The following is a 22197-nucleotide window of genomic DNA, read 5'->3' as shown; positions in this document are numbered from 1 at the left end:
AGGAACGTGGCGCCGGTCACGCTCGGGCACACTGCGTCCGCCCGGGCGCCCACCGCACGTGGCACCATGGACAACGTGCCTCAGCTGCCCGGCAGTTGAGGCGGCCGATGCAGGGGGACCAGAAGGGATGTGCGGTGAACGGCCTCAACAAGGGCATCAGCAAGGTCGAGGTCTCGGTGAAGTGGGATCCCGGTGCCACCGGTGAACCGGCCATCGATCTCGATATCGTCGCCGCCACCTATCTCGCGACGGACACCCAGGAGAACCCCGACTACGTGGTGCACTTCGACAGCCGCTCGCCGGACGGCACCATCTACCTCAACAGGGACAGCAAGGACGGCAAGGGCCTCGGCTGGGACGAGGTGATGACCCTGGAGCTGACCCGCCTCAACAAGCGCTACACGCGCGTGATGGTCGGTGTCGCCATTCAACAGCGCACCGGACGGCGCACGTTCGTCGGCGTGCGCAACCCTGCCCTGCGGATCCGCGAGGGCTACACCGTCCTGGCCGAGGACGACTTCGGCGCTGTCCTCGGATCCACGGCCACGACGGTCGCGGAGTTCGTACGCGACGACTCCGGGGAGTGGACTTTCCGTCCGTCCTTCCGGGGCTACGACGCGGACCCGGCGACCTTCGCGAGGATCATGGGCAAGCCCGAGGAGTCCTGACCCGCGCATGGGGAAGGGGCGGTACGGCCACCGGCCGTACCGCCCCTTCCCGTTGAACACGTGCACGCGGCACCCGTTCCCGACCGGTTTACTGGCCTACCGGCCGCGACGGTGCCTGCCGTCAGCTGCAGCCGCTCGTCGAGCCGCAGCCCTCGCAGATGTAGCAGGACCCGGCCCGCTGCATCTTCGTACCGCAGGAGAAGCACAGCGGTGCGTCCGCCTGGATACCCAGCTGCATCTCCACCAGTTCGGCACTGGTGTGGGCCTGCAGCGGAGCGGGCTTGACCGCTTCGACCTCGGCCTTCGGGGTAACGACGGCCTTCAGTTCCTGCGCGCGGGGCGCGGACTGGGCCAGCCCCTCGACGTCGACCTCGTCGTCGCTCGGCTCGTACGAGCCGGTCTCCAGGTGCCGCTGCCGCTCGTCGGCCGAGTGGATGCCGAGCGCGGAGCGCGTCTCGAAGGGCAGGAAGTCGAGCGCCAGGCGACGGAAGATGTAGTCGACGATCGACTGCGCCATCCGCACGTCCGGGTCGTCCGTCATGCCAGCCGGCTCGAAGCGCATGTTGGTGAACTTCGAGACGTACGTCTCCAGGGGCACCCCGTACTGCAGACCCACGGAGACGGCGATCGAGAAGGCGTCCATCATGCCGGCGAGGGTGGATCCCTGCTTGGACATCTTCAGGAAGACCTCGCCGAGACCGTCGTCCGGGTAGGAGTTGGCGGTCATGTAGCCCTCGGCGCCACCGACCGTGAAGGACGTGGTGATGCCGGGCCGGCCCTTGGGGAGACGCTTGCGGACGGGACGGTACTCGACGACCTTCTCGACCGCGGTACGGATGGTGTCCTCGGCCTTGGCCGTGACGGCGTCGGTCGCGGACTTGTCCTTGGTCTTCGCGGAGAGGGGCTGGCCGACCTTGCAGTTGTCGCGGTAGATCGCGAGCGCCTTGACGCCCATCTTCCACGCCTCGTAGTAGACCTCTTCGACGTCCTCGACGGTCGCCGTCTCCGGCAGGTTGACCGTCTTGGAGAGCGCGCCGGAGATCCACGGCTGGATCGCGGCCATCATGCGGACGTGGCCCATCGCGGAGATGGAACGCTCGCCCATGGCGCAGTCGAAGACCTCGTAGTGCTCCTGCTTGAGGCTCGGCGCGTCGATCACATTGCCGTGGTCGGCGATGTGGGCGACGATCGCCTCGATCTGCTCCTCCTGGTAACCCAGGCGGCGCAGGGCCTGCGGGACGGTGCCGTTGACGATCTGCATCGAGCCGCCGCCGACCAGCTTCTTGAACTTGACCAGCGCGAGGTCGGGCTCAAGGCCTGTGGTGTCGCAGGACATCGCGAGACCGATGGTGCCGGTCGGGGCGATGACCGAGGCCTGCGCGTTGCGGAAGCCGTTCTTCTCACCGAGGCGCAGCACGTCCTGCCAGGACTCCGTGGCGGCGGCCCAGATCGGCGTGTCCAGGTCGTCCACACGGGGGGCCACGGCGTTGGCGTCGGAGTGCTGCTTCATGACGCGCTGGTGCGGCTGCGCGTTGCGGGCGTAGCCGTCGTACGGGCCGACGACCGCGGCGAGCTCCGCGGAGCGCCTGTACGAGGTGCCGGTCATCAGCGACGTGATGGCGCCGGCGAGGGAACGGCCGCCGTCGGAGTCGTACGCGTGGCCGGTCGCCATCAGCAGGGCGCCGAGGTTGGCGTAGCCGATGCCCAGCTGGCGGAAGGCGCGGGTGTTGTCGCCGATCTTCTGGGTCGGGAAGTCCGCGAAGCAGATGGAGATGTCCATCGCCGTGATGACGAGTTCGACGACCTTGGAGAAGCGCTCGGCGTCGAAGGACTGGTGGCCGAGGCCGTCGTCCTTCAGGAACTTCATCAGGTTCAGCGAGGCGAGGTTGCAGGACGTGTTGTCCAGGTGCATGTACTCGCTGCACGGGTTCGAGCCGTTGATACGGCCGGACTCCGGGCACGTGTGCCAGCGGTTGATCGTGTCGTCGTACTGGATGCCCGGATCGGCGCAGGCCCAGGCGGCCTCGGCCATCTTGCGGAACAGTTCCTTGGCCTCGACCTCCTCGATGACCTCGCCGGTCATGCGGGACGTCAGGCCGAACTTCTCGCCGTTCTCGACGGCCTTCATGAACGTGTCGTTCACGCGGACCGAGTTGTTGGCGTTCTGGTACTGGACGGACGTGATGTCGTCGCCGCCCAGGTCCATGTCGAAGCCCGCGTCGCGCAGGGCGCGGATCTTCTCCTCTTCCTTCACCTTGGTCTGGATGAAGTCCTCGATGTCGGGGTGGTCGACGTCGAGGATGACCATCTTGGCGGCGCGGCGCGTGGCGCCGCCCGACTTGATCGTTCCCGCGGAGGCGTCGGCACCGCGCATGAAGGAGACCGGACCCGAGGCGTTGCCGCCCGAGGAGAGCAGTTCCTTGGAGGAGCGGATCCGGGAGAGGTTCAGGCCGGCACCCGAGCCCCCCTTGAAGATCATGCCCTCTTCCTTGTACCAGTCGAGGATCGACTCCATGGAGTCGTCGACGGCCAGGATGAAGCAGGCGGAGACCTGCTGCGGCTGGGGTGTGCCGACGTTGAACCACACCGGCGAGTTGAAGCTGAAGATCTGGTGCAGGAGGGCGTACGCCAGCTCGTGCTCGAAGATCTCGGCGTCGGCGGGCGAGACGAAGTACTTGTGATCCTCGCCCGCCTTCCGGTACGTCTTCACGATGCGGTCGATGAGCTGCTTGAGGCTCACCTCGCGCTGCGGGGTGCCCACGGCACCCCGGAAGTACTTGCTGGTGACGATGTTGACCGCGTTCAACGACCAGAAGTCGGGGAACTCGACGCCACGCTGCTCGAAGTTGACCGAGCCGTCGCGCCAATTGGTCATGACGACGTCACGGCGCTCCCAGGCCACCTCGTCGTACGGGTGCACGCCGGGGGTGGTGTGAATGCGCTCGATACGCAGTCCCTTGGTGGCCTTGGTGCCCTTCGCGCGGGAACCTCGTGCCGGACCGCTCGCCGTCTCTGTCATGCCGCCTCCCTGTATCAGGCTAAAACGCCCTGAAGTGCCTCGTTCTTCCCGGGGCACGGTTATGTGTCTGGTGTTGCGCGCACCGCGTAGGCGTCCGCTCGCAACAGGTCTGTGTGGTCGCCGCCGATCGGCAGGGCCGGGAGCCGGCCCCTCTCGTCAGTCGGCGGCGCTGGCGGGTACGGGGCCTTCGACAGCCTCGCCGGACCCGCGGTCACTTCCTTGGCACCCCTCGCGCACGTCTTCGTCGGCCGTGGCGGGGTCCTGCGTCTCTTCCCTGAGTTCCGTGATGGCGGCCTCGAAGTCCTCCATCGAGTCGAACGCCCGGTACACGGACGCGAACCGCAGGTAAGCGACGTGGTCGAGTTCCTGCAGCGGGCCGAGGATGGCCAGTCCCACGTCGTGGGTGGTCAGTTCGGCGCTTCCGGTGGCCCGCACCGCCTCCTCGACCCGCTGGCCGAGCTGAGCGAGCGCGTCCTCCGTGGCAGGCCGCCCCTGGCATGCCTTGCGCACACCGTTGATGACCTTCGTACGGCTGAAGGGCTCGGTGACTCCGGACCGCTTCACCACCATGAGGGAGCACGTCTCCACGGTCGTGAACCGACGGGCGCAGCCGGGACACTGGCGGCGCCTGCGGATCGACGTACCGTCGTCCGTCGTACGGCTGTCGACGACACGGCTGTCGGGGTGCCTGCAGAAGGGGCAGTACATCGGTTCCAACCCTCCTCGCACAGCACGACTCGATGGCCTCGACAGGCTCTTTGAGCCCCTCGAAGCAGTCCCAAGCATAGGTGATGACCAAGGGCTTGGAAGACCGGGGACCACAACTTCTGGGCCACTGGGACAATCCAACCACTACATGTGGGGCCTGTACGGAAATTCGCACCCGTCTCGCGTGTCGCGCCCGTATTGGCATGTGCCGCGTGGCCATTCCGGCCAGGAGCGTACGGGGATACGGTGGGCGCCACAGCCACGGGGGCCCGGTTCCCGATCCACGGGGCACCTGATGGCAGACTGACCTTCGCCCCGCTCCGACCCACAAGGCCACGGCATCGGCGGCGAAGGGCACGAAGAAGTGCGGCGACGGGCGTCTTTCTCCGCCCCGAGCAGTCCGCAGCTATACACCCAGACGCGTGATCACGACAGGCCATCTGCGTTTTTTCACTCGAACGTGTGTTTGGCGCAACCTTTCGAAAGCAACTACCGTTGTCCAGCAGGGAGACGAACGAGAGGGGCCGACGTGACCACCACCGCAGACAGTGCCACCATCACTGCCCAGGACCGCTCCCAGGGCCGATTTGAGCCGGTGCATGCCATGAATGAAACCGCGAGCCCGGAGGGGACGAAGCCCGCACGCTCCCTGCCGGGCCGACCTCCAGGCATCCGGGCGGACAGCTCCGGACTCACCGACCGGCAACGCCGGGTCATCGAGGTCATCAGGGACTCAGTGCAGCGGCGCGGCTACCCGCCGTCCATGAGGGAGATCGGGCAGGCCGTCGGCCTTTCCAGTACCTCCTCGGTCGCCCATCAGCTGATGGCGCTGGAGCGCAAGGGCTTCCTGCGCCGCGATCCACACCGCCCCAGGGCCTACGAGGTCCGCGGCTCTGACCAGTCCACGGCGCAGCCCACCGACACGGCCGGCAAGCCGGCGGCGTCGTACGTCCCGCTGGTCGGCCGGATCGCCGCCGGTGGTCCGATCCTCGCCGAGGAGTCGGTCGAGGACGTGTTCCCGCTGCCCAGGCAGCTGGTCGGCGACGGCGAGCTGTTCGTGCTGAAGGTCGTCGGTGACTCGATGATCGAGGCCGCGATCTGCGACGGCGACTGGGTGACCGTCCGCCGCCAGCCCGTCGCGGAGAACGGCGACATCGTGGCGGCCATGCTGGAGGGTGAGGCCACGGTCAAGCGCTTCAAGCGCGAGGACGGGCATGTGTGGCTGCTGCCGCACAACTCCGCGTACCAGCCCATTCCCGGCGACGAGGCCACCATCCTCGGGAAGGTCGTGGCAGTGCTCCGGCGGATCTGAGGATCTTCCCCTGACCGGGCCCCGGAACTCCTGCGCCGGTTCCGGGGCCCTGTGCTGTCCCGCACTGTCCCGCCTTCGGCGCGCGTCATGGGCCGCCTCCGACCAACGTCGGAGGCGGCCATTGGCGACAGCGACAGCGACTAAGCCTCTTCGGCCTTCCGTGCCTTCTCGTCGATGGCGGCCAGTGAGCGCCGTACCTGGTTACGGTCCGTCGTGTACCAGAAGTCGGGCAGTGACGCCTTGAGGTAGTTGCCGTAGCGCGCGGTGGCGAGACGCTGGTCCAGCACGGCGACCACGCCCCGATCCTCCGTCGCCCGTACGAGGCGGCCGGCGCCCTGGGCCATGAGCAGCGCCGCATGAGTGGCCGCGACCGCCATGAAGCCGTTGCCCCCGGCGTCCTCCACTGCCTTCTGGCGCGCGCTCATCAGCGGATCGTCGGGGCGTGGGAAGGGGATCTTGTCCATGACGACCAGCTGGCAGCTGGCACCCGGCACGTCCACGCCCTGCCAGAGCGAGAGCGTGCCGAACAGGCAGGTCTTCGGGTCCGCCGCGAAGTTCTTGATCAGCTCGCCGAGCGTTTCCTCGCCCTGGAGCAGGATGGGGAACTCCGGGACCCGGGAGCGCAGCTCCTCCGCGGCGAGCTGGGCGGCCCGCATCGAGGAGAACAGGCCGAGCGTACGGCCGCCGGCCGCCTGGATCAGCTCGGTGAGCTCGTCGAGCATGTCCCCGCGGTCGCTGTCCCGGGCAGGTCTGGCCAGGTGTTTCGCGACGTACAGGATGCCCTGCTTGCCGTAGTCGAAGGGCGAGCCGACGTCGATGCCCTTCCAGGGCGGGATGTCCTCCCCCTCGGTGCCTTCGGGCGCCAGGCCCAGCGAGGCGCCCACGCCGTTGAAATCGCCGCCGAGTTTCAGGGTGGCCGAGGCCAGGACGACTGAGCGGTCCGTGAAGAGCTTCTCGCGCAGCAGGCCGGACACGGACATCGGCGCGACCCGCAGGGACGCCCCGAAGCGGTCGTGCCGCTCGTACCAGACGACGTCCCACTCCGAGCCGTTGCTGATGCGCTCCGCCACGTCGTGCACGCTCTCCACGGAGGCGAGCGCCTGCTTACGGACCGCGTCCTCGTCGGTGACGGACTTGTCGCGCGTCGCCCCGATCCCGGAGATCACCGTGCGGGCGGCGTCCCGCAGGGCCATCAGCGCGTAGCCGAGGTCCTCCGGGACCTCTTCGAGGCGGCCGGGCAGGGCCAGCTCCATCACGCGCTCGAAACCCTCGGCTGCCGTCTGGAGCTGATCGGCCGCCTTCTCGTTGACCAGCTTCGACGCTCGGCGCACGGCGCGGTTGACCTGGCCCGGGGTGAGCTCGCCGGTCGCGACTCCGGTGACCCGGGAGACCAGTTCGTGGGCCTCGTCGACGATCAGCACCTCGTGCTGCGGCAGAACGGGAGCGCCTTCGATGGCGTCGATCGCCAGAAGCGCGTGGTTGGTGACGACGACCTCGGCGAGCTTGGCCCGCTCACGGGCCATCTCGGCGAAGCACTCCGCTCCGTAGGCGCACTTCGAGGCGCCCAGGCATTCCCTGGAGGAGACGGAGATCTGCGACCAGGCCCGGTCCGAGACGCCCGGGGTGAGGTTGTCACGGTCGCCCGTCTCGGTCTCGTCCGACCACTCCCGCAGCCGCAGCAGGTCCTGGCCCAGCTTGCTGGTGGGCGCGGCCGCCTCGAACTGGTCGAAGAGGCCCTCCTCCTCGTCCTGGGGCGCTCCCTCGTGGAGACGGTGCAGGCACAGGTAGTTCGACCGGCCCTTGAGCATGGCGAACTCGGGGCGGCGGCGCAGCAGCGGATGCAGCGCGTCCACCGTGCGCGGCAGGTCCCGCTCCACGAGCTGCCGCTGGAGCGCCAGGGTGGCCGTCGCCACGACGACCCGCCCCCCGTGCGCCAGCGCGGGAACCAGATAGCCGAGCGACTTACCGGTGCCGGTGCCGGCCTGGACCAGCAGATGGGAACCGTCATCGATGGCCTGCGCGACGGATTCGGCCATGGTCACCTGGCCGGTGCGCTCCGTACCGCCGACGGCTGTGACGGCGGCATGCAGGAGTTCGGGGAGTGAGGACTCTGTCATAGCCCGACCACCCTACGGGGCGGCACCGACAATCGGGCGATCACGGCAGAGGGAGCGGAGGTGGAGGACGCGATCAAGACAGGTGCACCGCCGGTGACGAGGCCCGGAGACAGGCGAGGTGGCGGCGGCAGGGGATGAACGCGGCCGGAATGCCACCCGTACGTACCAACGGCGATGGACGGCGATGGACGGCGATGAACGAGCGGGGCGACGGCGGTACGAAGATCTTTGCCGTGACGGAACCGTTGCGGGTTCGTCGGAAGTCCCCCACAGCAACGGCATAGTCTGTGGTGCCGTTCGGCGGTGCTCGCTGATCAGCACCCACGGTCCACGTCGGGCACGCCCGGGTCCCCGGATCCGTACGCAGCCCCGAAATGGCGGCACAGAGTTGTTCGTTCACCTCCAGGGGGAGTCACACCATGCGACCGATACGCCCGCTCTTCGCCGCTCGCCGAGAGGGGAGCCCTCGCCGCAGAATCTCCCCCCTGCTGGCCGCGGCCGGCCTGGCCACCGCGCTGGCGCTGACCGCCACCGCCTGCGGCTCCGGTGAGGACACCGACGCGGGCGCCGAGACGTCGACCGCGGCGGCCGGCGACGGCAAGATCCAGATCCCGGACGACATCAAGGACAGGCTCAAGGAGCACGGGATCGACATCGACAAGTGGAAGGGCGGTGCCTGGAAGGACTGGGACCAGGACGACTGGCTGCGCGAGGCCGGTGACTACATCAACCCGGTCATCAAGGACCTGTGGGACCCGGACCGCATGCGCGAGGCCGAGGACCCCGACCAGGGCAAGGGCGTCGACGAGAACGACCTCTCGGGCGACCAGGGCGTGACCGACCCCGAGCCGGCACCCGTGGAGGCGACGGCCGTTCCGGCGGGCTACCACGAGAACGCGCCCGAGGCGGGCAAGGTGTTCTTCGATTCCCCCGAGGGCACGATGGTCTGTTCGGCGACCGTGGTCGAGGACCCGGCCCATCCGGGCAAGTCCAACCTCGTGTGGACCGCGGGCCACTGCGTGCACGCGGGCAAGAAGGGCGGCTGGTACCGCAACATCGCCTTCGTGCCCTCGTACAACGACGCCGCCATGTCGGCGACGGAGATCCCGGCCGCCACCAAGGAGGAGGTCGCTCCGTACGGTGTCTGGTGGGGCGACTGGGCACAGACCTCGGACCAGTGGATCGAGCAGGGCGGCGCGACGGGCGGCGAGGGTGCCTCGTACGACTTCGCCGTCATCCATGTCACTCCGGAGAAGGGCAGCGACGGCAAGTCCCTGGAGGAGATGACCGGTTCGGCGCTCCCGGTGGACTTCGACGCTCCGGCCGTCTCCGAGGTGGGGGACATCACCGCGACCGGTTACCCGGCGGCGAAGCCGTTCGACGGGGAGACCATGCACCGGTGCACGGACGAGCCGGGCCGGCTCTCGATCGCCAAGTCCGATCCGACGATGTACCGCATCGGGTGCACCATGACCGGTGGTTCCTCGGGCGGCGGCTGGGTCGCGACCGGCTCGGACGGCAGTCCCGCGCTGGTCTCCAACACCTCGATCGGCCCGGTGACGGCGGGCTGGCTGGCGGGCCCTCACCTGGGCACCGAGGCCAAGGGGATCTACGACGCGGTGAGCAAGAAGTTCGCGACTCAGTAGTTCTTCGCGTTTTCCCCGTTCGCCGCGTTCTTCGCACCCGATCCGGCGAGGCGACATGACACGACGAAGGCACGTCCCCTGCCGGAGGGGACGTGCCTTCGTTCCGTAAACCCGTGGATCGATCCGTGGATCCGCCTGGCGCCGTGGATCAGGCCGCGGGAACCGGGGCGTACGGAGCGAGCTCCGCCGCCAGTTCCTCGTGCACCCGCGCCTTGAGCAGGGTGCCCTCCGGGGTGTGCTCCTCGGAGAGGACCTCGCCGTCGGCGTGGGCACGCGCGACCAGCCGGCCGAGCGTGTACGGCACGAGCGCCTCAAGCTCCACCGAGGGGTGGGGCAGTTCGACGTCGATGAGCGCGAGCAGTTCCTGGATGCCCTGGCCGGTACGGGCCGAGACCGCGATGGAGCGCTTCTCGTTCCGCATCAGCCGCTGGAGCACCAGCGGGTCGGCCGCGTCCGCCTTGTTGATCACCACGATCTCGGGCACCTTGGTGGCGCCCACGTCGCGGACGACCTCGCGCACGGCGGCCAGCTGCTCCTCCGGCGCCGGGTGCGAACCGTCCACCACGTGCAGGATCAGGTCGGAGTCGCCGACCTCCTCCATCGTGGAGCGGAACGCCTCGACGAGGTGGTGCGGCAGGTGCCGTACGAAGCCGACGGTGTCCGCCAGCGTGTACAGCCGCCCGCTCGGCGTCTCGGCGCGGCGCACGGTCGGGTCGAGGGTCGCGAACAGCGAGTTCTCGACGAGCACTCCGGCGCCCGTGAGGCGGTTGAGCAGCGAGGACTTGCCGGCGTTGGTGTAGCCGGCGATCGCGACCGAGGGCACCTTGTTGCGACGGCGCTCCTGACGCTTGATGTCGCGGCCGGTCTTCATGTCCGCGATCTCCCGGCGCATCTTCGCCATCTTCTCGCGGATCCGACGCCGGTCGGTCTCGATCTTGGTCTCACCGGGACCACGGGTGGCGAGGCCGCCGCCCGAGCCGCCGCCCATCTGACGGGACAGCGACTGACCCCAGCCGCGGAGCCTCGGCAGCATGTACTGCATCTGCGCGAGGGCGACCTGGGCCTTGCCCTCCCGGGACTTGGCGTGCTGGGCGAAGATGTCGAGGATCAGGGCCGTCCGGTCGATGACCTTGACCTTGACGACGTCTTCGAGGTGGATGAGCTGGCCCGGCGAGAGTTCACCGTCACAGATGACAGTGTCCGCGCCGGTCTCCAGCACGACGTCCCGCAGTTCGTTGGCCTTGCCGGAACCGATGTACGTGGCCGCGTCGGGCTTGTCCCGGCGCTGGACGACGCCGTCGAGCACGAGCGCTCCCGCGGTCTCCGCGAGGGCGGCCAGCTCGGCCAGCGAGTTGTCCGCGTCGGTCGCGGTCCCCGAGGTCCACACACCGACGAGTACCACGCGCTCCAGGCGGAGCTGTCGGTACTCGACCTCGGTGACGTCCTCCAGTTCGGTGGAGAGGCCCGCGACGCGGCGCAGGGCCGCACGCTCGGAGCGGTCGAACTGGTCGCCGTCCCGGTCTCCGTCGATCTCGTGGCTCCAGGCGACGTCCTCTTCCATCAGGGCATCGGCCCGAAGACCGTCGGGGTTGTTCTTCGCGAGGCTCTGCGTGTCCTGCATGTCCTGCGTGTCCTGGGAGGTGGAAGAAGAGGAGGTCATTGGGTCCTTACGTCGATGGGGTACCGATGGTGGCGGACTCGTCGCCCGTCACTGGGCAGAACGTCCGGGGCCGCCGGGAGATTCCCGCCCGGGGCCGGAGCGCCGTGCCGTCGACCTGTTGCGTCGTCGACGTGAAGATGTTCGCACGGCACGCCCCGTCTCGTCACTCGAATTCCCGGGGGTTACCGGGCGCGCTTCGCGCTCTTCCCGGCGGGCTGCGCACTGCGCCAGTCGGCGTGCCCCGGCATGGGCGGGGTCTTCTCCCCGTAGAGCCATGCCTTGAAGAAGCCGCTCAGATCACGGCCGGCGATGCCCGAGGCGAGGCGCACGAAGTCCGCCGTGTCGGCGACACCGTCGTGGTGAGCGCTCACCCAGGCGCGCTGCAGCTGCTCGAAGGCGGACCGGCCGATCTCCTCGCGCAGCGCGTACAGGACGAGGGCGCTGCCGTCGTAGACGGTCGGCCGGAAGATGCTGAGCTTCTCGCCGGGCTCGGCCTCCTTCGGAGCGGCGGGCGGCCCCCCGGCCCCGCGCCAGGTGTCGGACGCCCGGTAGGCGGCCTTCATCCGCGCCTCCATGGGCCTGCCGGCCTTCTCCTCGGCGTAGAGGGCCTCGTACCAGGTGGCGTGCCCTTCGCTGAGCCACAGGTCGGACCAGGTACGCGGGGAGACGCTGTTGCCGAACCACTGGTGGGCCAGTTCGTGCACCATGATCGACTCGACGTACCACTTCGGGTACTCGGACCGGGTGAAGAGGTCTTTCTCGAAGAGGGAGAGCGTCTGCGTCTCCAGCTCGAACCCGGTCCGCGCCTCGGCGATCAGCAGTCCGTACGTCTCGAAGGGGTAGTCACCGACGTGCTTCTGCATCCAGGCGATCTGGTCGGGCGTCTTCTTGAGCCACGGTTCCAGCCTCTCGCGGTCCTTGGTGGGCACCACGTCGCGTACGGGCAGGCCGCCGGGGCCGCTCCGGTGCAGCACGGAGGAACGGCCGATGGACACCTGGGCCAGCTCGGTGGCCATGGGGTGCTCGGTGCGATACGTCCAGGTGGTGCCGGCGGCGCGGCGGGTCTTCGCCACGGGGAGTCCGTTGGCGACGGCCGTGTAGCCGTCGGGCGCGGTGACCCGGACGGTGAACATCGCCTTGTCCGAGGGGTGGTCGTTGCTGGGAAAGACGCGGTGTCCTGCGTCGGCCTGGTTGGCCATCGCGAGCCCGTCCTCGGTCCGCACCCAGCCGCTCTGCTGGTCCTTCGTGGACACCGGGTCGCTGTCGTGCCGGACGGTGATCCGCATCCGGTCGCCGAAGCGCAGGGGTTTCGCGGGAGTGACGACCAGGTCCTCGCCGGCGCTCCGGAACTCCGCGGGAACGCCGTCGACCTCGACGGATCGAACTGTCCCGTGCGAGTAGTCAAGATTGAACTGCTCCAGCCACCCTGCTGTCGTGCGGGCGTCGATGGTGGTGACGGCCGGCAACGGCTTGCTGTTGCTGCCGGGATAGGTGAAGGCCAGGTCGTACGCCGTGACGTCGTACCCGGGGTTTCCCAGGTGCGGGAAGAGGCGGTCGCCGATACCGAGCGGTGCCGGCGTGGGGGCGCTCGCGGCGATCAGGCAGACGGATACCGCGGAGGCGAGGAACGCCGTCCGGAGCCGTCGGGAGGTCTTCAGGTCCGGTGTCCGGGTGCGGAGGGTGGTGCGGGTGCGCAGCATGGACCACGGCTATCAGCGCGGGTCCGCTCCGCGGTGACGGCTCGCGCCGGAGCCACCCGAACGGGCTCCCTTGCGTGACCCCGTCCGCCGACGGTCGGTTGCCGGGGGAGGGTTCGTCGTGGCTGGTCGCGCAGTTCCCCGCGCCCCTTGAAGGCCAAAGACCTGCGCCGCGGCCCGCGCCCGAAGAAGCCGAAGACTGTGCCCTTGCCCGCGCCCTTAGAAGCCGGTCGTCGGCTGATGGTGGGCGCGGCTCACGTCGAAGACTCCCGGTACGTTGCGCATCGCCCGCATGAGCGCGGGCAGGTGCGCGGCGTCCGGGAGCTGGAGCGTGTAGGTGTGGCGGACGCGCTGCTGGCTGGGCGGTTCGACGGTCGCCGAGACGATGGCGACGCCCTCCAGTGCGATGGCTTCGGTGAGGTCGGCGAGGAGGTGGGGCCGCCCGAAGGACTCGGCGAAGAGCGTGACACGGCACTCGGTGGTGTCGCCCCAGCGCACCTCGACCTCCGCACGCCCCATGCTCTTCATCCGTCCCACCGCGGCGCACTCGACGCGGTGCACGGTCACCGCTCCCCCGCGTACGGAGAACCCGGTGATCGCATCGGGCGGTACCGGCGTACAACAGCCCGCGAGGCGTACGGTCGCGCCGGGCCGGTCGACGACGACGTCCGCGGCGGCCGGGCGTGCGGCCGGCCCGTCCGCGGCGGGACGGCGGGTCTCGGCGGGTGCCTCGGGCGGGGCGGCCGACGCGGGATGCGCGGCCAGCCAGCGGGTGATGGCGATCCGCGCCACGGGAGTGTGCGCGTGCTCCAGCCACTCCCTGGAGGGCTCCGAGGCCGGGTCCTGGCCCATGAGCAGCTGAACGGTGTCGCCGTCGCTCAGGACGGTGCTCAGTCTCGCCAGGCGGCCGTTGACGCGGACGCCGATACAGGCGTGCGCGTCCTCGCCGTACTGGGCGTACGCGGCGTCCACGCAGCTGGCGCCCGCGGGCAGTCCGAGCGTGCCGCCGTCGGGGCGGAATACGGTGATCTCCCGGTCCTGGGCGAGGTCTTCGCGGAGCGTGGACCAGAACGTGTCGGGGTCCGGCGCGGCCTCCTGCCAGTCGAGGAGGCGGGACAGCCAGCCGGGACGGGTGGGGTCGGCGCGCTCGCCGTCGACGGGGCGGGAGCCGTCGCCGTCCGTCTGCTCCTCCGCCGGGGAGGTGTAGGGATTGCCGAGCGCGATGACGCCGGCTTCGGCGGCCTTGTGCATCTGGTGCGTACGGATGAGGACTTCGGCGACCTGGCCGTCGGGGCGGGCCACCGCGGTGTGCAGCGACTGGTACAGGTTGAACTTGGGAACGGCGATGAAGTCCTTGAACTCCGAGACCACCGGCGTGAGACAGGTGTGCAGTTCGCCGAGGACGCCGTAGCAGTCGGCGTCCTCGTTCACGAGGACCAGCAGGCGCCCGAAGTCGGCGCCGCGCAGTTCGCCCCGCTTGCGCGAGACGCGGTGCACGGAGACGAAGTGCCGCGGCCTGATGAGGACTTCCGCCTGCAGCCCGGCCTCGCGCAGGACCCCGCGCACCTCTTCGGCGATCTCGGCGAGGGGATCGTCGGTGCGCGCGGCGTTCGTGTCGACGAGTTCGCGGGTGTGGGCGTATTCCTCGGGTCGCAGGATCGCGAAGACGAGGTCCTCCAGCTCGGTCTTCAGCGCCTGGACGCCCAGGCGTTCGGCGAGCGGGATCAGGACGTCCTTGGTCACCTTGGCGATGCGCTCCTGCTTCTCGGGGCGCATGACTCCGAGGGTGCGCATGTTGTGCAGCCGGTCGGCGAGTTTGATCGACATGACGCGTACGTCACTGCCGGTGGCGACAAGCATCTTGCGGAACGTCTCGGGCTCGGCGGCCGCTCCGTAGTCGACCTTCTCCAGCTTCGTCACGCCGTCGACGAGGTAGCGGACCTCCTCGCCGAACTCCGCACGCACCTGGTCGAGCGTCACTTCCGTGTCCTCGACGGTGTCGTGGAGCAGGGACGCGGTCAACGTGGTGGTCTCCGCGCCGAGTTCGGCGAGGATCAGTGTCACGGCGAGCGGATGCGTGATGTACGGCTCGCCGCTCTTGCGCATCTGGCCGCGGTGCGAGGACTCGGCGAGGACGTACGCGCGGCGCAGCGGGTCCAGGTCGGCGTCGGGGTGGTGGGCACGGTGGGCCTCGACCACATGGCCGATCGCGTCGGGATGCCGGTCACGGGCCGCGGGCCCCAGGAGAGCAGCCCGGCCGAGGCGCCGCAGATCGATCCGGGGGCGGCCCCGCCTGCGCTGTACCGCGGGCGTGATGGGGCCGGGCGTCGCGGGGTTCGTGGCCTCCGCACTCATGGGCACCTCCGGCTGCGTTGACCGGCGGACGGGGCGCCCCATGGCGTACGCGGCTCTGGGGATTTGCGTCGTTCCCCCGTCCGGGCCGGTCCTTGATGCTACCGAGCCCACCACGCCCGACCGACCGCCTCTAGCCGAGCGTGAAACGGATCACCCATTCGAGCGAAGGTTCAGGGGGTCATGGTTTCGAGCCATTCGGTGTCGATCTCACCCTCTGCGACGATCACCGCGGGCCCGGTCATCTCGATCTCGCCGTCCGGCCGCTCGGTGATCATGAGCCGGCCGCCGGGCACATCGACGGTGTAGGTCGCCGGGGTACCGGTCACCGCGGGGTCGGCGCCGTCCCTGCGCGCCGCCGCCACGGCCACGGCGCACGCGCCCGTGCCGCACGAGCGGGTCTCGCCGGAGCCCCGCTCATGGACACGCAGAGCGACGTGACGAAGGCCACGGTCGACGACGAACTCCACGTTCACGCCGTCCGGGTACGCGGTCGGCGGGCTGAACGGCGGCGCGGCGTACAGATCTCCGGCGTGGCCGAGGTCCTCCACGAAGGCGACGGCGTGGGGGTTGCCCATGTTCACGTTGCGTGCGGGCCAGCTGCGCTCTCCGACGGTCACGGTGACGTCCCCCTCGGGAAGGAGCGCCTTGCCCATGCCGACCGTGATGTCACCCTCCTTGGCGATGTGCACCGTCTTCACGCCTGCGCGCGTGGCGACCGCCATATCGCCTTCGGCCACGTGTCCGGCACGCTGGAGGTAGCGGGCGAACACACGCAATCCGTTGCCGCACATCTCCGCGATCGAGCCGTCGCCGTTGCGGTAGTCCATGAACCATTCCGCTTCGGCCGCCATCGACCGGGCCTCGGGGTGCGCCGCGGACCGCACGACGTGCAGCAGGCCGTCCCCGCCGATGCCCGCGCGGCGGTCGCACAGGGCGGCGGCGGTGGCCGGGGGCAGGTCGATGGTGTTCTCGGGATCCGGGATGATCACGAAGTCGTTCTCGGTCCCGTGCCCCTTGAGGAAGGCGATCCGCGTGCTCATCCCTCGATCGTAAGGGGTCGCTACGACAGCCCGGCCGGCCAGTCCGGCAGACGGACCGCGCGATGGCGGACCGGGTCAAGAGGGGCCGGACGGGCCGACGGATCTGGCCGAGGGACCTGGCCGCCTCAGCGCAGTCGGGCCACGCGCCACACGGCGAGCACCGCGACCGCGCCGACGACCACGGCGTACGCGATCACGACCCGCCAGTCCGGGCGACGGCCGGAACCGCGCTGCGGCAGGCCGGGCCACGTGTAACCCACGCGGCGGGCGGCCATCATGCCCCAGCCGGCAGCGCAGCAGCAGATCAGCAGACCCAGCATGGCGATCATCGCTCCGCTGTCGCCGAAGTCGAAGGCCAGCGGGAAGGCGAACATCAGGGAACCGACCGCGGCGAGGCTCACGATGGGAGCGAGCTGCCAGATGCGCATGCGGCGCTGCGGACGCAGCTCGACCTCGACCTCGGGCCCCGCGAACATCTCGTCGGGCTCCGGTCCGTCGGCGGTCACACCACCGGTGGTGTCGTCGGGTCCGTCCGGACTCAGCCGGTCCCCGTCGGGGTCCTGCTGGTCCTGCGCGGTGTCGTGCGCCCCGCCGGTGACGGTGCTCTGCTCCGCGCCGTGTGCGGTGTCACGAGGGCCGGCCTCCATCGCCACGCGCCCTCCCGACTCGGACTCCACTTGGTCGATCGAAGCTCGATGATGGCACGGCCCCGGAGGCCCGGATGACGGCCGGAGCGTCCCGATGCCAGGACGTGATCAGGCTGTAACCGGTCGTTCGACCAACGCCAGCGCGAGCTGCGGAAGTTCTGTGAGATCCGCCGCGGCCCCACTGAGCCAATGCACCCGTGGATCGCGCCTGAACCAGGAATCCTGACGGCGCGCGAAGCGTTTGGTGGCGCGTACCGTCTCCGCCCGCGCCGCCTCCTCGGTCCGCTCTCCGGCGAACGCCGCGAGCATCTGCTGGTAGCCGAGGGCGCGGGACGCCGTACGCCCTTCGCGCAACCCGCGCGCCTCCAGTGCGCGCACTTCCTCGCCGAGGCCCGACTCCCACATCCGGTCGACGCGGCGGGCGATGCGCTCGTCGAGCTCGGGACGCGCCACGTCGACACCGATCTGCAGAGTGTCGTAGACGGAGTCGTGGCCCGGGAGGTTGGCGGTGAAGGGCCTGCCGGTGATCTCGATGACCTCAAGGGCCCGGACGATGCGGCGGCCGTTGCTCGACAGGATGGCGTGAGCCGCCTCGGGGTCGGCGACGGCCAGCCGGGCGTGCAGGGCGCCGGAGCCCTTCAGGGTGAGCTCCTCCTCCAGGCGGGCCCGCACCTCGGGGTCCGTACCGGGAAACTCCAGGTTGTCGACGGCGCCGCGGACGTACAGGCCGGAGCCGCCGACGAGGATCGGCCAGCGGCCCTCCGCGAGCAGAGCGTCGATACGGTCGCGCGCGAGCCGCTGGTACTCGGCGACGCTCGCCGTCACCGTCACGTCCCAGATGTCCAGCAGGTGGTGGGGGACTCCGCCGCGTTCCTCGGGCGTCAGTTTGGCGGTGCCGATGTCCATCCCCCGGTAGAGCTGCATCGAGTCTGCGTTGACGACCTCACCGCCGAGGCGCTGGGCCAGGTGAACGCCGAGATCGGACTTTCCGGCCGCGGTGGGACCCACGACGGCGATGACCCGCGGAGCGGGAGCTGCTCTACTCACCGTCACAGTCTCGCAAACCTCGGGACCACTTCTCGAACGAACTACGTGACGGCACAGGGCCGGGGTCGTTGCCTGATGCGAGGTTCCAGCCACCGGTTCCGAGGACCGGTGGCCCGGGCGACGCAATGGGACGCACCGGGCGACGCGGAATTTCGCCCACACGAGTAAGACATGGAGACGAAATGGGCGTTTTTGCACGACTTCTTCGCAAGGAGAGGCCTAAGTCCACGTCCAAGGGGCCGGAGGAAGTATCGCCCGCCGAGACGCAGACCGACGATCCGAAGGCCGACGATCTCAAGGCCGACGATCCGAAGGCCGGATCCGAACCGAAGGTGACGGAGTCAGCGGCTGAGGCCGAGGCCGAGGCGGCGAAGGACTCGGCGGACACCGAGGCCGGAGCCTCCGACGCCGGGGCTGCGGCTGCGGCTGCGGTGGCGGAGTCCGCCGAAGACGCCGTGTCCGCGGCGGAGGCCGTAGAGATTCCCGAGCAGCACTCCGCCGCGAAGGAGGCCGACAGCAAGGTCGGCGAGGGCGCCCCGTAAGAAGACCAAGGGCAAGAACAGCGACAGGATCAGGACCGCCGCCCAGGGCCTCCGGCCCGTCCGGGTCGACCCGGACGGGCCGGTCATTCGTCGGCCGGGGGTCCGTCGTGGCTGGTCGCGCAGTTCCCCGCGGCCCTCAAGTGGGGCGGCGCCTACGCGGCCTCGCTACGACCAGGTCGCCACCATGTACCCCACTCCGTAGGGCGCGTCCTCGTACAGCAGGGCGCCCCCGAGTCCCGCTCCCTGGGCCGCGCCCGCGAGCACCTGCCAGGGGGCCCGGCCGGAGGCCTTCAGTTCGTACGCCAGCTCGGCGTCCAGGGCCTTGAGGGCGGCCACGTCCGCCGCGCCCAGCGCACGGGCGACCTCCGCGTCGAAGCCCGCCGCCCGCTCGTCCAGGTAGCCGGGTGCCTTGAGCGTGCGGCACGCGCTGGAGTCGCCCATCACCAGCAGCGCCACCCTCTCGGTCCGGGCGGCGATGCGCTCCCCGGCCTGGATGCACCGCTCGGCGGAGAGAGGTTCTCCGACGCCGAGACCCTCGACGGGCGCGTCCGACCAGTCCGTACGAGCGAGCAGCCAGGCGGCGACCGCCAGCGAGGGCGGAAGCACACGTCCGGCGGCCTCGGAGTCGGGCCCGGAGGCGGGCCGGGCCGGGCTCTGAGGCGTTCCGGTCCTGTTTCCGCCGAGCCGCACGTCGAGATCGACGCCGAAGCCGCGGAACGAGCCGTGAGAGCCCTCGGGATGCGGTCCGCGGCCGTCCTCCTCGGCGGGTCCCACGACCACCAGCCGGTCGGGGCGGGCGGCGGCCAGTACCCCGAGGGCATCCGTGCACGCGGCACGTGCCGCGTCCAGTTCGGGCGCGGCCCCCGCGGCGACGTCGGGCACGATCAGGGGCGGGCAGGGGCACACGGCGGCAGCGACAAGCATGATCGGCAGCGTAGCCCCGCGAGACGACTGTGTGCCGCCCGCGACCCGATCGCCGCATGCCGGAAACCGCCTGCGGCCCGTGACGCGGTCAGTCGCAGCCGCAGCCGCTGCCGGCACCCGCGGCGACGGGCAGCGGTTCGGGCGCGCCGATCGTCGGCAGCCCCAGCATGACGCCGGCGGGTTTGGCGGCCTCGGCGGCGTTGCGCTTCTCCCAGGCGTCCCCCGCGCGCGTGCGGCGCACGTCCGAGGTGGCGCCCTCGGCGAGCAGGTGGTGCGGAGCGGCGTACGTGATCTCGACGGTGACGACGTCGCCGGGGCGGACCTCGACGTCGGGCTTGGTGAAGTGCACCAGGCGGTTGTCGGGGGCGCGGCCGGAGAGGCGGTGCGTGGCGCCGTCCTTGCGGCCCTCGCCCTCGGCGACCATCAGCTCCAGCGTGCGGCCGACCTGCTTCTTGTTCTCGTCCCAGGAGATCTCCTCCTGGAGGGCGGCGAGACGCAGGTAGCGCGCCTGCACGACCTCCTTGGGGATCTGCCCCTCCATGGTGGCCGCGGGGGTCCCCGGGCGCTTGGAGTACTGGAACGTGAAGGCCTGCGCGAAGCGGGCCTCGCGGACCGCGTGCAGGGTCTGCTCGAAGTCCTCCTCGGTCTCGCCGGGGAAGCCCACGATGATGTCGGTGGTGATCGCCGCGTGCGGGATCGCGGCGCGCACCTTGTCGATGATCCCGAGGTACCGCTCCTGGCGGTAGGAGCGGCGCATCGCCTTCAGGACGGTGTCCGAACCGGACTGCATCGGCATGTGCAGCTGCGGCATGACGTTCGGGGTCTCGGCCATCGCGGCGATGACGTCGTCCGTGAAGTCGCGCGGATGCGGCGAGGTGAAGCGCACCCGCTCCAGGCCGTCGATCTTCCCGCAGGCCCGCAGCAGCTTGCTGAAGGCCTCACGGTCGCCGATGTCCGAACCGTAGGCGTTCACGTTCTGGCCGAGCAGGGTGATCTCGGAGACGCCCTCGCCGACGAGGGCCTCGATCTCGGCGAGGATGTCGCCGGTCCTGCGGTCCTTCTCCTTGCCGCGCAGCGCCGGGACGATGCAGAAGGTGCAGGTGTTGTTGCAGCCGACGGAGATGGAGACCCAGGCGGCGTACGCGCTCTCGCGGCGGGTCGGCAGCGTCGAGGGGAACGCTTCGAGCGACTCGGCGATCTCGACCTGGGCCTCTTCCTGGACGCGGGCGCGCTCCAGGAGGACGGGCAACTTGCCGATGTTGTGCGTACCGAAGACGACGTCCACCCAGGGCGCCCTCTTCACGATGGTGTCGCGGTCCTTCTGGGCGAGACAGCCGCCGACGGCGATCTGCATGCCGGGCCGCTTCGTCTTCATGGGCGCGAGCCTGCCGAGGTTCCCGTAGAGCCGGTTGTCGGCGTTCTCGCGGACCGCGCAGGTGTTGAAGACGACGACGTCGGCGTCACCGTCGGAGCCCTCGGGAGCGCGCACGTAACCGGCGCCCTCCAGCAGCCCGGACAGCCGCTCGGAGTCGTGGACGTTCATCTGACATCCGTAAGTGCGCACTTCGTACGTTCTGGTCAGGTCCACTGCCCGGCTCCGGTCGCTGCTGCTCATGTGACAAGGGTAGGTGGTGCCCGGAGTACGTCCCGCCCCGGAGCCGCGGGCCGGGCCGGCCCTGGTCATACGGGCCGGTGAGCTGGCAGGATCGCGCGCATGTTCCAGGTGCTCCCCCGTATCGGCAGACGCCGCGCCTTGCAGGCCTCGGCCGCCGCCTTCGTGGCCTTCGGGCTGCTGCTGTGGTGGCTGCTGCCCCTGGGCGAGAGCTCGCCGGGCGGAAAGGTCGTCTTCAGTACGGGGACACCGAACGGCGTGTACCAGGTGTACGGAGACATGCTGGAGGAGGCGCTCGCCAAGGACATGCCGAACCTGGACGTGACCCTGGAACAGAGCGAGGGCTCGCAGGAGAACGTGGCGCGGGTGGCCACCGGACAGGCCGACTTCACCATCGCGGCGGCCGACGCGGTCGAGAAGTACCAGGCGAACGGCGGTCCCGGCGCGGACCTGCTGCGCGGCTGCGCGCGGCTGTACGACGACTACGTGCACGTGGTCGTCCCCCGCACGTCCTCCGTGGAGTCCATCGCGGAGCTGAAGGGCAAGCGGGTCGCCGTGGGGCAGCGGGGTTCCGGGGTGCGCCTGATAGCGGAGCAGGTGCTGGCGGCGGCCGGCCTCGATCCCGAGAAGGACGTCACACCGGTGTACGTCGGCATCGCGGACGCGACGGAGCTGCTCGCGTCGAAGAAGATCGACGCGTTCTTCTGGTCGGGCGGACTTCCGACCCGTGCCGTGTCCAAGCTTTCGCAGCGCTTCGACATCGAACTGGTCCCGATCGACGCCGACCTGGTCGCGAAGCTGCATCAGCCGGGCGCGGGGTCCAGCTACTACCGGGCCGCTCTCATGCCGGCGGACGCCTATCCCGCGGCTCAGCGTGTCGGCGTACCGACGGTGGCCGTGGCGAACCTGCTGGTGGCCCGGAAGGGGACGGACGAGACGCTCACCGAGGGCATGACCCGCACGGTGATCAACAGCCGCGACCGCATCGGCGAGAAGGTCCACGCCGCACAGCGTGTGGACCTGCGGACGGCCATCTACACCGATCCCCTGAAACTGCACAGCGGCGCACAGCACTACTACCGCTCGGTCAAGCCGTAGCGGCTCGTACGATCGGTTCGTACGGTCCGGGTTCGTACGACGGTGGGCCCACGTCGCGAGCCGAGCCCTGTCCTAACCCTCGCCGTGCCCTCTACGCCCTCTGTA

Annotated in this window: 16 protein-coding genes; 5 read left to right on the top strand and 11 right to left on the bottom strand. The window is 69.9% G+C overall.

What is annotated here, in order from left to right:
* The first annotated feature begins 134 nt into the window (after positions 1-134).
* Positions 135-668 carry a TerD family protein gene (locus tag AOK01_RS28255; RefSeq protein WP_055516603.1) on the top strand — a complete coding sequence of 178 codons (534 nt, stop codon included), beginning with the start codon at positions 135-137 and terminating at the stop codon, positions 666-668.
* A 121-nt stretch (positions 669-789) separates the two neighbouring features.
* Here AOK01_RS28255 and AOK01_RS28250 read toward each other — a convergent pair whose 3' ends face one another.
* Positions 790-3687: a vitamin B12-dependent ribonucleotide reductase gene (locus AOK01_RS28250; RefSeq protein WP_055516595.1), complete on the bottom strand. Its 2898-nt coding sequence runs from the start codon at positions 3685-3687 to the stop codon at positions 790-792.
* A gap of 156 nt (positions 3688-3843) precedes the next feature.
* Positions 3844-4395, bottom strand: a complete 552-nt coding sequence (gene nrdR / locus AOK01_RS28245) for a transcriptional regulator NrdR (RefSeq protein ID WP_055516593.1) — start codon at positions 4393-4395, stop codon at positions 3844-3846.
* A 529-nt stretch (positions 4396-4924) separates the two neighbouring features.
* Here nrdR and lexA point away from each other — a divergent pair.
* Positions 4925-5707 carry a transcriptional repressor LexA gene (lexA, locus tag AOK01_RS28240; protein WP_055516591.1) on the top strand — a complete coding sequence of 261 codons (783 nt, stop codon included), beginning with the start codon at positions 4925-4927 and terminating at the stop codon, positions 5705-5707.
* 140 nt (positions 5708-5847) lie between these two features.
* On the opposite strand, the gene AOK01_RS28235 is transcribed toward lexA, so the two are convergent.
* On the bottom strand, positions 5848-7824 hold the full coding sequence (locus tag AOK01_RS28235) for an ATP-dependent DNA helicase (protein WP_055516589.1): 1977 nt from the start codon (positions 7822-7824) through the stop codon (positions 5848-5850).
* Between the two features lie 419 nt (positions 7825-8243).
* On the opposite strand from AOK01_RS28235, the gene AOK01_RS28230 reads away from it, so the two are divergent.
* The gene (locus AOK01_RS28230; protein ID WP_055516588.1) at positions 8244-9470 is read left to right on the top strand and encodes a trypsin-like serine peptidase; all 1227 of its coding nucleotides are present in this window, start codon (positions 8244-8246) and stop codon (positions 9468-9470) included.
* A gap of 148 nt (positions 9471-9618) precedes the next feature.
* Here the strand turns inward: AOK01_RS28230 and hflX are convergent, their stop codons facing one another.
* From hflX to miaA, 6 genes are all read right to left on the bottom strand, one after another.
* Positions 9619-11130, bottom strand: coding sequence for a GTPase HflX (gene hflX / locus AOK01_RS28225; RefSeq protein WP_055516587.1), 1512 nt, complete (start codon positions 11128-11130; stop codon positions 9619-9621).
* Positions 11131-11312: 182 nt separating this feature from the next.
* On the bottom strand, positions 11313-12830 hold the full coding sequence (locus AOK01_RS28220) for a M1 family metallopeptidase (protein ID WP_055516585.1): 1518 nt from the start codon (positions 12828-12830) through the stop codon (positions 11313-11315).
* Between the two features lie 216 nt (positions 12831-13046).
* A complete protein-coding gene (locus AOK01_RS28215; RefSeq protein ID WP_055516583.1) occupies positions 13047-15182 on the bottom strand; it encodes a RelA/SpoT family protein in 2136 nt (711 codons plus the stop codon).
* Positions 15183-15352: 170 nt separating this feature from the next.
* Positions 15353-16222, bottom strand: coding sequence for a diaminopimelate epimerase (gene dapF, locus AOK01_RS28210; protein WP_055516582.1), 870 nt, complete (start codon positions 16220-16222; stop codon positions 15353-15355).
* A 125-nt stretch (positions 16223-16347) separates the two neighbouring features.
* Positions 16348-16869: a hypothetical protein gene (locus tag AOK01_RS28205; RefSeq protein WP_055516580.1), complete on the bottom strand. Its 522-nt coding sequence runs from the start codon at positions 16867-16869 to the stop codon at positions 16348-16350.
* A gap of 108 nt (positions 16870-16977) precedes the next feature.
* Complete coding sequence (gene miaA, locus AOK01_RS28200) at positions 16978-17916, bottom strand: tRNA (adenosine(37)-N6)-dimethylallyltransferase MiaA (RefSeq protein WP_055516601.1); 939 nt, start codon at positions 17914-17916, stop codon at positions 16978-16980.
* Between the two features lie 182 nt (positions 17917-18098).
* On the opposite strand from miaA, the gene AOK01_RS28195 reads away from it, so the two are divergent.
* On the top strand, positions 18099-18458 hold the full coding sequence (locus tag AOK01_RS28195) for a hypothetical protein (RefSeq protein WP_055516579.1): 360 nt from the start codon (positions 18099-18101) through the stop codon (positions 18456-18458).
* Between the two features lie 165 nt (positions 18459-18623).
* Here the strand turns inward: AOK01_RS28195 and AOK01_RS28190 are convergent, their stop codons facing one another.
* Positions 18624-19382 (bottom strand): class III extradiol dioxygenase subunit B-like domain-containing protein, encoded by a 759-nt coding sequence (locus AOK01_RS28190; RefSeq protein WP_055516577.1) that lies wholly within the window; start codon positions 19380-19382, stop codon positions 18624-18626.
* Between the two features lie 88 nt (positions 19383-19470).
* The gene (gene miaB, locus AOK01_RS28185; protein ID WP_079103823.1) at positions 19471-20997 is read right to left on the bottom strand and encodes a tRNA (N6-isopentenyl adenosine(37)-C2)-methylthiotransferase MiaB; all 1527 of its coding nucleotides are present in this window, start codon (positions 20995-20997) and stop codon (positions 19471-19473) included.
* A 99-nt stretch (positions 20998-21096) separates the two neighbouring features.
* Here miaB and AOK01_RS28180 point away from each other — a divergent pair, with 99 nt between their 5' ends.
* Positions 21097-22092 (top strand): TAXI family TRAP transporter solute-binding subunit, encoded by a 996-nt coding sequence (locus AOK01_RS28180; protein WP_055516573.1) that lies wholly within the window; start codon positions 21097-21099, stop codon positions 22090-22092.
* Positions 22093-22197 lie beyond the last annotated feature (105 nt).

The organism is Streptomyces aurantiacus, from assembly GCF_001418335.1.
Classification (GTDB): Bacteria; Actinomycetota; Actinomycetes; order Streptomycetales; family Streptomycetaceae; genus Streptomyces; species Streptomyces aurantiacus.
The sequence above is the reverse complement of the archived record's forward strand: the minus strand, read 5'-3'. Positions and strand labels throughout refer to the sequence as shown.